Annotated in this window: 9 protein-coding genes; 1 reads left to right on the top strand and 8 read right to left on the bottom strand. The window is 71.2% G+C overall.

Annotated features, from left to right (window positions below; all coding sequences use genetic code 11):
* Positions 1-30: 30 nt before the first annotated feature.
* The gene (locus ACWCQS_RS29765; protein WP_451007307.1) at positions 31-933 is read left to right on the top strand and encodes a hypothetical protein; all 903 of its coding nucleotides are present in this window, start codon (positions 31-33) and stop codon (positions 931-933) included.
* On the opposite strand, the gene ACWCQS_RS29760 is transcribed toward ACWCQS_RS29765, so the two are convergent.
* From ACWCQS_RS29760 to ACWCQS_RS29725, 8 genes are all read right to left on the bottom strand, one after another.
* Positions 837-2,051 carry a glycosyltransferase family 2 protein gene (locus ACWCQS_RS29760; protein ID WP_451007306.1) on the bottom strand — a complete coding sequence of 405 codons (1,215 nt, stop codon included), beginning with the start codon at positions 2,049-2,051 and terminating at the stop codon, positions 837-839. The genes ACWCQS_RS29765 and ACWCQS_RS29760 overlap by 97 nt on opposite strands.
* Positions 2,052-2,338: 287 nt before the next feature.
* Positions 2,339-4,456 carry a hypothetical protein gene (locus tag ACWCQS_RS29755; protein ID WP_451007471.1) on the bottom strand — a complete coding sequence of 706 codons (2,118 nt, stop codon included), beginning with the start codon at positions 4,454-4,456 and terminating at the stop codon, positions 2,339-2,341.
* A gap of 165 nt (positions 4,457-4,621) precedes the next feature.
* Positions 4,622-6,118, bottom strand: a complete 1,497-nt coding sequence (locus tag ACWCQS_RS29750) for an SDR family NAD(P)-dependent oxidoreductase (RefSeq protein WP_451007305.1) — start codon at positions 6,116-6,118, stop codon at positions 4,622-4,624.
* 204 nt (positions 6,119-6,322) lie between these two features.
* The gene (locus ACWCQS_RS29745; RefSeq protein WP_451007304.1) at positions 6,323-7,471 is read right to left on the bottom strand and encodes a hypothetical protein; all 1,149 of its coding nucleotides are present in this window, start codon (positions 7,469-7,471) and stop codon (positions 6,323-6,325) included.
* 277 nt (positions 7,472-7,748) lie between these two features.
* Positions 7,749-9,197 carry a GTPase ObgE gene (obgE, locus tag ACWCQS_RS29740; RefSeq protein ID WP_388622287.1) on the bottom strand — a complete coding sequence of 483 codons (1,449 nt, stop codon included), beginning with the start codon at positions 9,195-9,197 and terminating at the stop codon, positions 7,749-7,751.
* A 133-nt stretch (positions 9,198-9,330) separates the two neighbouring features.
* On the bottom strand, positions 9,331-9,585 hold the full coding sequence (rpmA, locus tag ACWCQS_RS29735) for a 50S ribosomal protein L27 (protein ID WP_023550764.1): 255 nt from the start codon (positions 9,583-9,585) through the stop codon (positions 9,331-9,333).
* 14 nt (positions 9,586-9,599) lie between these two features.
* Entirely contained in the window at positions 9,600-9,920 is a 321-nt protein-coding gene (gene rplU, locus ACWCQS_RS29730) for a 50S ribosomal protein L21 (protein ID WP_009188585.1), read from the bottom strand.
* 232 nt (positions 9,921-10,152) lie between these two features.
* Positions 10,153-14,208 carry an Rne/Rng family ribonuclease gene (locus tag ACWCQS_RS29725; protein WP_451007303.1) on the bottom strand — a complete coding sequence of 1,352 codons (4,056 nt, stop codon included), beginning with the start codon at positions 14,206-14,208 and terminating at the stop codon, positions 10,153-10,155.
* Position 14,209: the final 1 nt, after the last annotated feature.

The raw sequence follows: 14,209 nt of genomic DNA, 5'->3' as shown, positions 1-14,209 counted from the left end.
GAGCTCGATGTCCGCAAGCGGGTGCCGGCGGTGGGCGCCGACCTCACGGACCCCAACTCCCGGGAGGCCGCCATGCCGACGCACCCGGACCACCCGTTGTACCGGGAGGACAAGGTGCGGGTGTACATCGACCCGGTCACCCGGATCGACGATCTGCGCGGCTTTGACTTCTCCTTCGGCTCGCGCATCCACGGCAACATCGCGGCGCTGCCGGCGGGGACGCCCGCGACCGTGCTGTGCGGCGACTGGCGCACGCTGGAGCTGTGCCGGTACTTCGAGATCCCGCATCAGCCGCTGGACCAGGCCGCCAAGGATCCGCAGGCGGCGGATCCGGCCCGGCTGTACGAGGAGGCGGACCTCGGCGGCCTGGTGAGCAACCACCGGGAGAGGTTCGACCGGTTCGTCGGCTTCCTGAAGAAGCAAGGGCTGCGGAACACCTTCACGCACGGCGACGGCGGCACCGCCTTCGAGGAGCGGCTGCGGTCGCTGTCCTTCCCGCCGGGCATCCGGCCGTGGAACGACACCGACCTCACCTCGCTCAGCAGCCGGTTCGGCCGGCTGCACATGCAGGTCAGCGAACTGGCCGAGGACAACGCGAAGTTGCGCAAGGAGCCGGCCCGGTCATGCAAGGCACAGGGCACCTCCCCCGCGCCCGCCGCGTCCGTCTACCGCCGCGCCCGCCGCGTGGTGGGCCGCCCGCTGCGCCGGGCATCCGGCCGCGGTTGGCCTGCTGGTGTGGGGCGCTCCGCGCGGACCGGTTCTCTCCTGCCCGACCGGTCCGCGCCACGGCACAAGCCACCCCGCACAACCCCGGCCACGCCGCGAGTGTCGCCCGGTCAGGCCGCCGCCGGATTGAACTTCTTCGCCGACAGCGTCCGCCGTACCTTGCGCAGTACCCGGCGCAGGAAGGAGTTGGCGGCGGCCTCGCGGTAGCCGTGGACGGCGCGGGCCTCGCGGGGTGCGGCGAGGTAGATGTCGTCCGGGATGGCGGCCGTCTCCGAGCGGAAGTGCGGGTAGGCGAGGTAGACGCGGGTGCCGCGCTTCTCCAGGATCGCGCCGGGCTGCTTCTTGGCCTTGACGAACTCCACGACGTCCAGCAGCAGATCGGCTCGCTGCAGGGCGACCAGGTGCAGCCGCAGCCGCTCGTGCACCTTCAGCCGCCGGGCCACTCCGGGCGTCCAGTACGCGTCCATCAGCGGCTTGGCCAGCTCGAACTTGTGCCGGCGGACCTTCTCGCTGTCCTTGAGGAACTTCGGCCCGAACTGCGGCAGCAGGGTGATCAGGAAGGGCCGGACCATGAGCAGGTCCCGTTTGTCGCCGGCCGGGACCATGTCGGCGATCAGCGTCATCAGGGACCGCGCGGAGTCGAAGCGCAGGGTGTAGCTGCCGCTCTTGGTGACGTGCTTGCCGTCCTCGCGGCCGACCAGGTAGTAGCAGGGGTAGTCGGCAAGGACCGAGACGCCGTCCGCTCGCAGGTACGCCTCCATGGTGAACAGGGCGTCCTCGCCGGTGAACAGAGACTCGTCGAACCGCATGCTGTGCCTGTCCAGCAGCTCGCGGCGGAAGAGCTTCTGCGCGCTCAGCGTGAACTTGATGTTGGAGGAGAAGACGTCGGTACGGCCGAGGGTCTTGCCCCACATGGACTTCGGCGGAATGCGGTTGATGCCCTCGACCTTGCCGAGCACCACGTCCGTGCCGTTCTCGTCGGCCATGGCGACCATGCGCTCAAGGGCCTCGGGGCCGAGCCGGTCGTCGGCGTCGAGGAAGAACACGAACCGGCCGGCCGCCCTGCCGAGGCCGACATTGCGCGGGCCGCTGGGGCCGCCGGAGTTCTTCTGGCGGATGACGGTGACGCGCATGGGGGCGCGGGCGGCGAACTCCTCCAGACACTCCCCGGTGCCGTCCGTCGAGCCGTCGTCGACCGCGATGACCTCGAGACGTGCCGGGTCCATGGTCTGGGCCTCGACGGACGCCAGGCACTCGACCAGGTACGGCATCGCTTCGTACGCCCCGATGATCACGCTCACATCAGGCTGCGTCACGACGGTCACACTTTCCCCTTACTTACCAAAAGAGAATTTCCCCAGTATCGCCACAATGGCAACCCGTCAGACAGTCTCCTCATGGAAGCGGTTGCCCTGCATCGGGTGACCAGTGATGCATGTCACGCGGGGCTCGGGTATCCACCCGACAGTACGTAGGGTCGGTAAGAGTTGCTCACCGTCGGTCGGCGTCCGGGGTAAGAGCGCCTGTAAGAAACGTGAACAACGGATTCCGGACGACGGCGAGGGCCGGCCCCGGGATCTCTCCCGGGGCCGGCCCTCCTCGGCAGTGGGTGTCAGCCGGCGTTCACACCGTCCTGGTCGTCGGCGGACGCGGTCCGCTGGCTGGGCACCGCGTTGGTCAGCCCGGCGGCCCCGGCGGGGTCCGCGCTCCCGGCGCCCAGCCGGGACTGCTGGCCGACGTTGCGGGCCTCGGCCTTGAGGGCCAGGCCGGCCACCGCGGCGTTGAACTGTTCGATGGACTTCGGCTCGTCCGGGCCCAGCAGATAGCGCTTGAGCTCCTTGCGGGCCTCCGTCAGCGGGTCGGCCGACGGATCGCGCACGGCGTCCAGCAGTGCGCCCAGCTCGCGCGCGTCGTTGGACAGGATCACCGCGGCGCGCACCGCCGTGTTCTGCCGCTTGAACTCCTCGTGACCGAGCGCCGCGGAGTCGGTGACCGCGTACGGCTTGCCGCTCGCGATGAAGTCGGAGACCACGGAGGAGATGTCGGAGACCATCGCGTCGGAGACGTTGAAGCAGTCGTACAGACGCGGCTCGGCGCCGGTGATGACGCGGTGCTCGTACGACGGGAAGGAGCGCCAGTAGGCGGTGTCCCACTCGGCGCGCAGCCGGGCGATCTCCGCGTGCTTCGCCACGTCGACGACGCCGTCCCGGGTGGCCTCGGCCTCGTCGCCCTTGTCGTCGCCGGCCGCGACCAGCTCGGCGAGCCGGGCCTCGATCCGGGTCAGCTCGGCCTTGGCCTGGGCGAGCGCCTTGCCGTCGGCGGTGAAGCGGGAGTCGGCGGCGCGCTCGGCGGCGGCCTTCTCCACCAGGGCGGTGATCCGCCTGTGCGCGGCGGCGGCCTTCTTGCTGACGGTGCCGGTGAACGGGTGCGGCTTGTAGAGGACGCGGACCGGCGGGTTCGCCGACACCAGCTTCTTCACGATGGTCTCGCCGGCGAGCACGATCGAGGTGTTGCCGGGGTTGCCGTCCCAGCCTTCCCAGGTCGGGGCGTAAAGAACTGTCGGGCAGTGTCCGTCAGCGGCTCCACCGCGGGGGCCGTCGGGCCCGCCCTGCCGGCTCTGGATGGGCGCGAGCTGGGGACGGCCGACCTCCACGATGTCGTCGTCGCGGACACCGACGTCGGCGATGGCGTAGCGGTCGCGGCCGGCCCGCCCGGCGGTCCACACCTCGTCGTAGACCTTGCTGTACGGGTTGACGCTGGCGAGCTTGTCGCTGTCGCCGTGGCCGATGAAGACGTGCTTCATGGTGGGCACGCGCAGCAGGTGGATGTTCTTGCCGACGTTCGCGGCGTACAGGGCCACACGCACGGTCGACAGGTCCAGGTTCATCAGGTGCACCCCTCCGGGCACGCAGATGACGGGGACCGTGGTCGGCGCGAGGTTGCTCAGGATGGCCCGCTCACGAAGGATGATCAGCGGCCGGGTGTCCAGCTGCTCCATCGTCTCCAGCCACATGTTGACCTGGTACGCGGAGTCCTTGGAGCCGGAGAAGTACAGGACCGTCTCCGGCTTGTAGCCGGCCAGCCAGTCGTCGACGGCGGCGAGGACGATCTCGGCCTTGGGCGGGATCTTCCGGCCGCGCACGTACGGCACGAGCACGAGGACGTACAGGACGCCGAGGCCGACGGTGAGACCGACGCCGGCGAAGCCCGGCGCGGCAGGTGAGTCCTGCCCGGCCGAGACCAGGATGCCGATCATCGCGAACAGGTCCAGGTGGAGCATCTTCTCCGCGCTGCGGTGCAGCAGCCGGCGCGGCGGGGCGTCCGGGATGCGGATGCGCGACTTCAGGTCGATGTTGCGGGTGGCGACCGGCATCCGGCGGCGGTTGCGGATGAGCGTGACCAGCGCGCCGTGCGGGGCCTGAAGGCCGTAGAAGGCGATGAAGCAGGCGACGGCGCCGTAGAAGATCAGGTCGTCCGCGTGCGAGAGGCGGGCCAGTAGCAGGATCAGCAGCAGCTGCCGGATCAGGAAGCGGATCGACAGACCCGCCCGGATCTTGCTGAGGCGGTTGATCAGATAGCTGCCCTTGCGGTGCAGATAGTGATCCGCCAGGTACGTCACGGCGGCCAGGGCCGCGAAGGCGGGAACGCTCGGGGCGAGCGCGGCCAGCATGAGCGCCGGGAAGCCCAGGATCATGAGGGCCGCCGCGGTCAGCTCGGCCGCGCTGCCCACCCGGGCGACGCGAATAGCAGTGGATATCACGGAGAAACCTGCTCTGGGAGGGAGAGTGCCGGTTCGCGGGGAATGGTGAGAGATGTACGGATTCAGGCCTCTGCTAACGCCCGGTTAATGAGCGGTGGCAGAGGCCTGAAATTCCTAAAAGCTATTGACGAATTATTACATGCCGTCCTGGCGGTCCAGAACAGTGGCCAGCGCCTGCTCGAAACCGGAGGCCATGGCGGCACCCGCCGTCGGGTCCTGCTGACGGACGTCGATGACATGGCCGGTCAGCTCCGACAGGAGCACGTCCAGGGAGGTGCGGGCCACGGCCTCGGAGGAGAGCAGCGAGCCCGCGGGCTCCTGGCCGAAGGCCTTGGTGCGCATCGGGGTGGCGGTGCGTTCGGGGTTGATGCAGTTGACGCGGATGCCGTCGCCGGCCCACTCGTCGGACAGCGCCTGGGTGAGGTTCACCATGGCGGCCTTGGTGGAGGAGTACAGGGAGTACTCGGCGCGGCCGCGGGTGTAGCTGCTGGAGGTGTACAGCAGCAACTGGCCGTTGGTCTCGGCGAGGTACTTGTAGCTGGACCGGGCGATCTGCACCGGGGCCAGGTAGTTGACCTTCAGCGCCTCCTCGATGGTGGCGTTGTCGGTCTCGGCGAGCCTGCCGATGCGCAGCACGCCCGCGGTGTTGACGACGTAGTCGATCCGGCCGGTCTCCGCGTACGCCTTGGAGAGCGCGTCGTCTACCTCCTCCGGGTTCTCCACGTGGGTGCCGGTGGTGGAGCGGCCCAGCGCGTAGACGTTCGCGCCGTAGGACTCGGCGAGTTCGGCGATGTCCTTGCCGATGCCGTAGGAGCCGCCGAAGATGACGAGCGTCTTGCCGGTGAGCAGGTCGCGGTAGGCGTCCTCGCCGACCTGCTCGGGCGCGGCGGTGGAGGCCAGCTGGAACAGCTTGTCGGCGATGAAGACATCGACCGGCTGAGTCACCTTCATGTTGTACTCGTCACCCGCGACGACGTGGATCGGCACGTCCGGCAGGTACTTGAGCACGACGGAACAGTCGTCCGTGGCCTGGAAGTTGGGGTCGCCGGCGGCGACCTCGTAGGCGCGGCGGATCGTGGACAGCTTGAAGGCCTGCGGGGTCTGGCCGCGGCGCAGCCGGGAGCGGTCCGGGATCTCGGTGATGAACTCGCCGTCCTCGCCGTGCGTTCGCGTGACGATGATGGTGTCGGCGGACGGGATGGCCACGTCCACGGCCTGGTAACGCTCCAGCGCGGCCACGCAGTCGTCGATGACGCGCCGCGAGAGCAGGGGGCGTACGGCGTCGTGGAAAAGGACGTTGAGGTCCTCACCCTCGGCCAGGCCCTCGCGCAGCGCGGAGATGGCGCGCTCGGTGGTCTCGTTCCGCGTGGAGCCGCCCTCGATGATCTTCTTCACCTTGGTGAAGCCGGCCTTGGCCACGATCTTCTCGACGTCCGGGACAAAGCCCGGCGCCATCAGCACGATGACGTCGTCGACCGAGTCCGCCTTCTCGAAGGTGGTCAGGGTGTGCTCGATGACTGCCTTGCCGGCGATCTTCAGCAGCTGCTTGGGGATCGACAGACCCACCCGCTGGCCGGTGCCACCGGCCAGGATCACTGCGGTGGTTCGGGGCTTGGCTATGTGCTGGGACACAGGTGACCTACCTTGGGGCGTCAGGGAACCGTGAAATGCTCCCACTTTAGGTAAGCGCAGTGCAAGGTGAGCGACATCCCATGCATATGTGAGCGCAACCTGTCATTCACCTTGCACCCCCGGTGATTGGGTCCGGAACCTGGCGAACACCCGTGAATTTCCTGTGAGTAAGTCCACAGGTCCGTCACGGGTCATGGGTGCGGTTCAGCGCCGCCCGAGCCGCTTCAGACAGCGGTGCCCGAGGACCCGCACGAGTTCCCTCGACGACGTCTGCTGTACGGTCCGGACGGAGGCCTGCCCGGCCGCCGCGGCGAGCGCCCCGTACAGCGCGCTGGCCGCGACCTCCGGGGCGATCCGGGGCTCGACCTGCCCGGACTGCGGTTGTTCGGGAACGGCGGACAGCAGGGCCGGATCGCCGAGGACCCGCACCCCCAGCGCGGCGATCCGCTCTGCCGACTCGGCGCCGATCCCGGCCGCCCGCTCGACCGCCCAGCGCGGCGTCACGATCTTCACGTCCCCGGGCTCGGGAGGGCACGCGTTCTTCATATGGAGAACGGCGCCGCCCCGGACAAGACGGGAATACAGCTCGGCCGGCAGTCCATTGCCGCGGAATTCGACATTAAGATTGCGCAGCATTTCGGTCTCGGCGAGGGTAAGAGAACGATTAGCGGCGTCGGGAACGGGCCGCAGGAGATTCTCCGGCAGCCCGAGCAGCGCCTCGAAGGTGCGCAGCAGACCACCGCGGTCACCGTCGTCCACCACGACCACGGTCACCCGCCCCGGACCGACCGCCCGCGCCCAGCGCTCGACCAGCCGGTCGTGCCGGTGCCGGTGCCAGAAGCTCGGATTGGGCTTCTCGTACGGCGGCCTGCGCAGCATGTGCTCCAGCCAGTCCGCATAGCCCATGCGCAGCCCGTTCTGCACGTACTGCTGCCACTGCGAGGGCATGATCTTCACCAGGGGGCGCAGCGTGACCAGCACATGCACGCGGTCGCCGCCGAGCCGCTCCACGATCCGGGCGATCGTCCCGTCGCCCTGGGCGTCGGCGAAGAACTCGCTGCTGATCACCGAAGTGAGCCCGCCAGTGGCCGCCACCTGGTCCAGCAGCCGCCGCCAGTGCCGGTCGGTGGGCACGGTGTCGCCCATCATCGCCGGCCGGGCGCAGGCGGCGAGGGCGGCTTCCATGGGATGCCGGGTGTGCGCGGGGAACGCGACGCCGTGTTCCGGCATGCGCTCCCTGGCCGCGAAGAGGGCGCCCTGGATGGCGGTGGTCCCGGTCTTGTGCGGGCCGATGTGCAGCAGGCGGGTGCCCGGGGGCAGGGGCGCGGGGGTCGTCGTGCAGGCCGTCTCCATGGTTAAGGGACGGTAAGAGGCTTGCCTGAGGCGAGGCTGAGAGGAGCCTGGGACCGGGATGAGTCCCGGGCTCGGGTGCGGGCGGCGGCCAGGGCGACACCGGTGCGATCGTGAGCGTGCACCGGCGGAGGGAACGGGACCGGGACGACCGGGACACATCGGCTCCGGGAGTCATGGTGACAGAGAAGTGCGGCGTGGAGAGGCTCAAGTGCCTCTCCACGCCGCACGGTTCGACTCACCGGAGCGGAACGGGGTTGCCCCGGCAATGGTCCGAGCCCTACTCGAAGGGGTCGAACTCGTCGTACTCGCGCAGCGCCTCGTCCCGCTCGGCCTGCTTGTCCCGGCGGCGCTGTGCCGCAGGCCTCGGCGCGTCGAAGCGGTGGTCCTCGCCGCGGCGGCCCAGCATCTCCGCGCCGGCCATGACCGTCGGCTCCCAGTCGAAGACGACCGCGTTCTCCTCGGGGCCGATGGCGACGGCGTCGCCGGCCCGGGCGCCCGCCTTCATCAGCTCCTCTTCCACGCCGAGGCGGCCCAGCCGGTCGGCGAGATAGCCGACGGCCTCGTCGTTGTTGAAGTCGGTCTGACGGACCCAGCGCTCGGGCTTCTCACCGCGCACCCGGAACAGCGGCTCGCCGCCGACCTCCTCGTGGGTGACGGTGAAACCGGCGTCGTCCACGGCCTTGGGCCGGATGACGATCCGGGTCGCCTCCTCCTTCGGCTTGGCCGCGCGTGCCTTGCCGACCAGCTCACCGAGCGCGAACGACAGCTCGCGCAGCCCGATGTGGGCGACCGCCGACACCTCGAAGACGCGGTAGCCGCGCGCCTCCAGGTCAGGGCGGACCATCTCGGCGAGGTCCTTGCCGTCCGGCACGTCGACCTTGTTCAGGACGACGAGCCGGGGACGGTTGTCCAGGCCGCCGTACTGGCGCAGCTCCTCCTCGATGACGTCGAGGTCGGAGACCGGGTCGCGCTCGGACTCCAGGGTCGCGGTGTCCAGCACGTGCACCAGCACGCTGCACCGCTCCACGTGCCGCAGGAACTCCAGGCCCAGGCCCTTGCCCTGGCTGGCGCCCGGGATCAGACCCGGCACGTCGGCGATGGTGTAGACGGTCGAACCGGCCGTCACGACACCGAGGTTCGGCACCAGGGTCGTGAAGGGATAGTCGGCGATCTTCGGCTTGGCCGCGCTGAGCACGGAGATCAGCGAGGACTTGCCGGCGCTCGGGTAGCCGACCAGCGCCACATCGGCGACGGTCTTCAGCTCCAGGACGATGTCGTGCAGGTCCCCGGGCTCGCCGAGCAGCGCGAAACCGGGCGCCTTGCGGCGGGCGGAGGCCAGCGCCGCGTTGCCGAGGCCGCCGCGGCCGCCCTGTGCGGCGATGTACGAGGTGCCGTGGCCGACCAGGTCGGCGAGCACATTGCCGGCCTTGTCCAGCACGACCGTGCCGTCCGGCACGGGCAGGACGAGGTCCTGGCCGTCCTTGCCGGAGCGGTTGCCGCCCTCGCCGGGCTTGCCGTTGGTGGCCTTGCGGTGCGGGGAGTGGTGGTAGTCGAGAAGTGTCGTCACCGACTGGTCGACGGTGAGGATGACGTCACCGCCACGGCCGCCGTTGCCGCCGTCCGGGCCGCCGAGCGGCTTGAACTTCTCGCGGTGGACGGAGGCACAGCCGTGACCTCCGTTACCCGCGGCGACATGCAGTTCGACGCGGTCCACGAAGGTGGTCATGGTTCAGTGCCTCCAGAAAGTACGGGTATGTCTCGTCGTCGACACAGTGGTCAACACGCGAAAGGCGGACCCGCCTTCCCGACCGGGAAGTGAGGTCCGCCTCGCGAAGGCGTTCAGTGCTGAATCAGGCGATTCAGGCGACCGGAACGATGTTCACGACCTTGCGGCCGCGGTGGGTACCGAACTCCACCGCACCGGCCTGCAGGGCGAACAGCGTGTCGTCGCCGCCACGGCCGACACCGGCGCCGGGGTGGAAGTGGGTGCCGCGCTGACGGACCAGGATCTCACCAGCGTTCACGACCTGACCGCCGAAGCGCTTCACGCCGAGCCGCTGGGCGTTGGAGTCGCGACCGTTCCGGGTGGACGATGCGCCCTTCTTGTGTGCCATGTCTCCTCAGTCCCTTACTTCGCAGCCGTGGGGATCGACGTGACCTTGATCGCCGTGTACTGCTGGCGGTGGCCCTGCCGACGGCGGTAGCCGGTCTTGTTCTTGTAGCGCAGAATGTCGATCTTCTGGCCCTTGTGGTGGTCCACGACCTCGGCCTGGACCTTGATGCCGGCCAGCACCCACGGGTCGCTGGTCACAGCGTCGCCGTCGACAACGAGCAGGGTCGAGAGCTCGACCGTGTCGCCAACCTTGGCGGTGGAAATCTTGTCAACCTCAACGATGTCGCCGACAGCAACCTTGTGCTGGCGACCACCGCTGCGCACGATGGCGTACACGCGGATCTCTCTTTCGCTCGAAGAAACGGCACCCCCGCAGGCCAGCCGCCCAGAAACACCACGGACGACCTCTCCCGGCCAACCTTGCGCCCGGGAGGAAGAGGTTTACGGGGATGTGGCATGTTCAGTGGACACGCCGACGGTCAAGGTTACGGGGCCATGACCTGGAGGGTCAAACCGGGCCCCGGTGGGTGTGGGGCCGGTCACCCGGACCGGCCCCACACCCCGGGCGTCAGCCCTCGTCGGAGGCGTCCGAAGCCACGACCGTGGTGGTCTTCTTCGCCGCCGACTTCGCGGCGGCCGTCTTGGCCGCCTTCTTGGCCGTGGTCTTCTTGGCCGCGGTCTTCTTCACCGCGGTCTTCTTGGCGGCGGCCTTCTTCGCCGTGGCCTTCTTGGCGGTCTTGCGAGCCGCCTTCTTGGCCGGAGCGGTCGCCTCGGCCACCTCCTCGGCCGTGACATCGCCGGCCGGCGCCTCCTCCGCCGCGGCCGACGGGACGACCACGACGGCCGCCTCCTCGGACGCGGTCGGCGCGCCGACCTTGCGCACGGCACGACGGCGCGGGCGGGCCGGGGCGGCGGCCTCGGCGGGCGCCTCCTCGACGGCGACCGGGGCCGGGGCCTCCTCGGCGGGCGCCTCGGCCGCGGGCTGTGCCACCGGCTCCTCGGCCTCGGGCACGGTCACCACCGCCGCCTCGGCCCCCGCGGGGGAACCGGCCGGCGCCGACACCTTCCGGGTCGCACGACGGCGCGTACGCCCCTTGGGCGCGGCCTCCTCGGCAGCCTCGGCATGCGGCGCCGCGACCACCTGGTCCTCGACGGCCGCGGGCTGGGCCAGGGCCTCGGCGGCCGGCTCCGGACGCACCGGGCGCGCCGCCGCCTCCTGGGCGGTGACCTCCTGCGCGGTCGGCGCCTCGGCGGCCACGGCGGCCTCGGTCCTCGGGGCCCTCTGGCGAGGAGCCTCCGCCTTCGGCGCGCCGGCCGGAGCCGAGGCCCGGCGGCTCGCCCGGCGCCGCGTACGGCCACGGGTGGCCGCCGCCTCCGCCTCGGCGACGCTGCTGTACAGCTCCTCGTCCGGCGCGAAGTCGGGGGCAGGCAGGGTGACCGGCTCGGCGACCTCGGCGGCCACCTCGGCGGCGGTCTCCACCTCGGGCTCGAGGGCCTCGCCGGTCTCCACGGCCACGGCGGCGGTCTCGTGCACGTGCTCGTGCACCTCACCCCCACGCCCGCGCTTCTTGCGCTTGCCGCCACCGCCGGCGGCGACGCTCGGCTGCTCCATGTGCACGATGACACCGCGGCCGTTGCAGTGGACGCAGGTCTCGGAGAAGGACTCCAGCAGACCCTGGCCGACCCGCTTGCGGGTCATCTGCACCAGGCCCAGCGAGGTCACCTCGGCCACCTGGTGCTTGGTCCGGTCGCGGCCCAGGCACTCCAGCAGACGGCGCAGCACCAGGTCGCGGTTGGACTCCAGGACCATGTCGATGAAGTCGATCACGACGATGCCGCCGAGGTCGCGCAGCCGCAGCTGGCGCACGATCTCCTCGGCCGCCTCCAGGTTGTTCCTGGTGACGGTCTCCTCCAGGTTGCCGCCCTGGCCGGTGAACTTGCCGGTGTTGACGTCGATGACGACCATCGCCTCGGTCTTGTCGATCACCAGCGAACCGCCGCTGGGCAGCCAGACCTTGCGGTCCAGGGCCTTGGCGAGCTGCTCGTCGATCCGGTAGGTGGCGAAGACGTCGACCTCGGAGGTCCACTTCGACAGCCGGCCCGCCAGATCCGGGGCGACGTGCGAGACGTACCCGTGGACCGTGTCCCAGGCGTCGTCACCGCTGACGATGACCTTGGAGAAGTCCTCGTTGAAGATGTCGCGCACGACCCGGACGGTCATGTCCGGCTCGCCGTACAGCAGCGTCGGGGCGTTGCCGTTCTTCGACTTCTTCTGGATGTCCTCCCACTGCGCCTGCAGCCGCTCGACGTCCCGGCGCAGCTCGTCCTCGCTCGCGCCCTCGGCGGCGGTGCGCACGATGACGCCCGCGTCCTCGGGGACGATCTTCTTGAGGATGGTCTTCAGCCGGGCCCGCTCGGTGTCGGGCAGCTTGCGGCTGATCCCGGTCATCGAGCCCTCGGGGACGTACACGAGGTAGCGGCCGGGCAGGGAGACCTGGCTGGTCAGACGCGCGCCCTTGTGCCCGATCGGGTCCTTCGTCACCTGGACGAGGACCGACTGCCCGGACTTCAGGGCAGACTCGATGCGGCGCGGGCCGTTGGCCATGCCCAGCGCCTCGAAGTTGACCTCACCGGCGTACAGGACGGCGTTCCGTCCCTTGCCGATGTCGATGAAGGCGGCCTCCATCGACGGCAGCACGTTCTGGACCTTGCCGAGGTAGACATTGCCGACGTACGAGGTCGCCTGCTCCTTGTTGACGTAGTGCTCGACGAGCACGCCGTCCTCCAGGACGCCGATCTGCGTGCGCTCGCCGTGCTGGCGCACGACCATCACGCGCTCGACGGCCTCGCGGCGGGCCAGGAACTCGGCCTCGGTGATGATCGGGACACGGCGGCGCCCCTGCTCACGGCCTTCCCGGCGGCGCTGCTTCTTGGCCTCCAGACGGGTCGAGCCCTTGATGGACTGCACCTCGTCCGACGGCTCGGCGGGCTTGCGGGGCTCGCGGACCTTGACGACCGTGCGCTCCGGGTCGCCCTCGCCGGGCTCGGTGTCGGCAGCGGTGTCACCGGCGCGACGACGGCGGCGACGACGGCGACGGCTGCTGGAGCTGGAGACACCGGCCTCGTCGTGGGCCTCCTCGGCGTCCTCCTCCTCCTGCTCGGCGGTGTCCTCGGCGTCCTGCGCGGCCTGCTCGGCGGCCAGTTCCTCGGCCTCGGCCTCCGCGCCCTCGCCCTCGGCGGTCTCACCGCGACGGCGACGCCGGCCGCCACGACGGCGACGGCGGCGCGCACCGGACTCCTCGAAGCCCTCGGCGCCCTCCGCCTCCTCGGCCTCCTCCTCGGCCTCCTCCTCGGCCTCCTCCTCGGCTTCGGCGACGGCCTCGGCGGGCTCCTCCGGCTCCTCCTCGGCGGCGGCCTCGACGGCCGGGGTCTCCTCGGCGGCGCCCCGGCGGCGACGGCGGCGGCGCGCTCCGGTCTCGGCCCGCTCCTCCGGGAACTCCTCGGGCTCCTCCGCCTCGGCGGCCTCGGCGGCTGCCTGGGCGGCGGCGCGCTCCGGGGTCTGGAACCTCGGCTCGGTGAACACCGGCGCCTGGAAGACGGCGACGGCCGGGCGCGCGGGCCGGCGCGGGGCCTCGGGCTCGGGCTCGGGGGTCTCCGCCTCGGCGGGCTGCGCGGGCTGCGTGGACTGCGCGGGCTCGGAGAACCCGAACACGGGGCGCACGACCCGGCGCCGGGAACGACGCGGGCCGGCCGCCTCGGCGGGGGCCTGCGACGCGGGGGCCTGCGGCGCCTGGGCGGCGGTGGCGGGCTCGGTGGTGTGCGTGGTGACGGGGACCTCCGGGGTCTGGGCACCGGCGGCGGTCTCGTCGGCCGTGGCCTCCGCGGACTCGGCGGTGTCGGTGGCGGGCGCGGACGCCCGGCGGGTGGACCGGCGACGGGTACGGCGCTGGGCCGCCTCCTCGGCGACCGGCACCTGGACGGCTTCCGCGGTCTCCTCCGCTTCCCGGACGGCCTGGGCGGGGACGGCTTCGGCGGCGGGAGCCTCCTCGGCGGCCTTCGGCACGCCGGCGGGCGCGGACGCGCGGCGGGCGACCCGGCGACGCGAACGACCGGCAGCGGCGGCCTCCTCGGCGACACCGCTCACCTCGGTGGCAGCGGCAGCCTCGGTGACGGGGGTTTCGGCTGCGGGAGCCTCGGCGGCAGCGGACTCGGCCGCCTTCGGCGCTCCGGCGGGCGCGGACGCGCGGCGGGTCGCACGGCGGCGCGGACGCGCGGCGGGGGCCTCCTCCGCGGCGGCGGGCGCCTGGACGGCGGGCTGCTCAGCGACGCCGTCGGCCTCGGCAGCAGCGGCCGCACCCGACGCGGCGGTGGCCGGGACGACGGTCTCGGCGGCCTCGGCGGAGGCCGGGGACCCGGCGGGCGCGGACGCACGGCGGGCGACCCGGCGACGCGGACGTCCGGCCTCCTCGGCAGCGGGCTCCTCGACGACCGCCGTCACTTCGCGAGCCTGGTCGGCGGCGGCCGGAACCACCGTCTCGACGGCCTCGGCGGCCGCCGGGGCACCGGCGGGCCCGGGCACTGGGACGCTGCCGCTCACTCCGACTCGAAGGGGTGGACCATCCATT

It is taken from the genome of Streptomyces sp. NPDC002076, from assembly GCF_053593835.1.
This window is presented reverse-complemented; position numbering and strand designations above follow the sequence as displayed.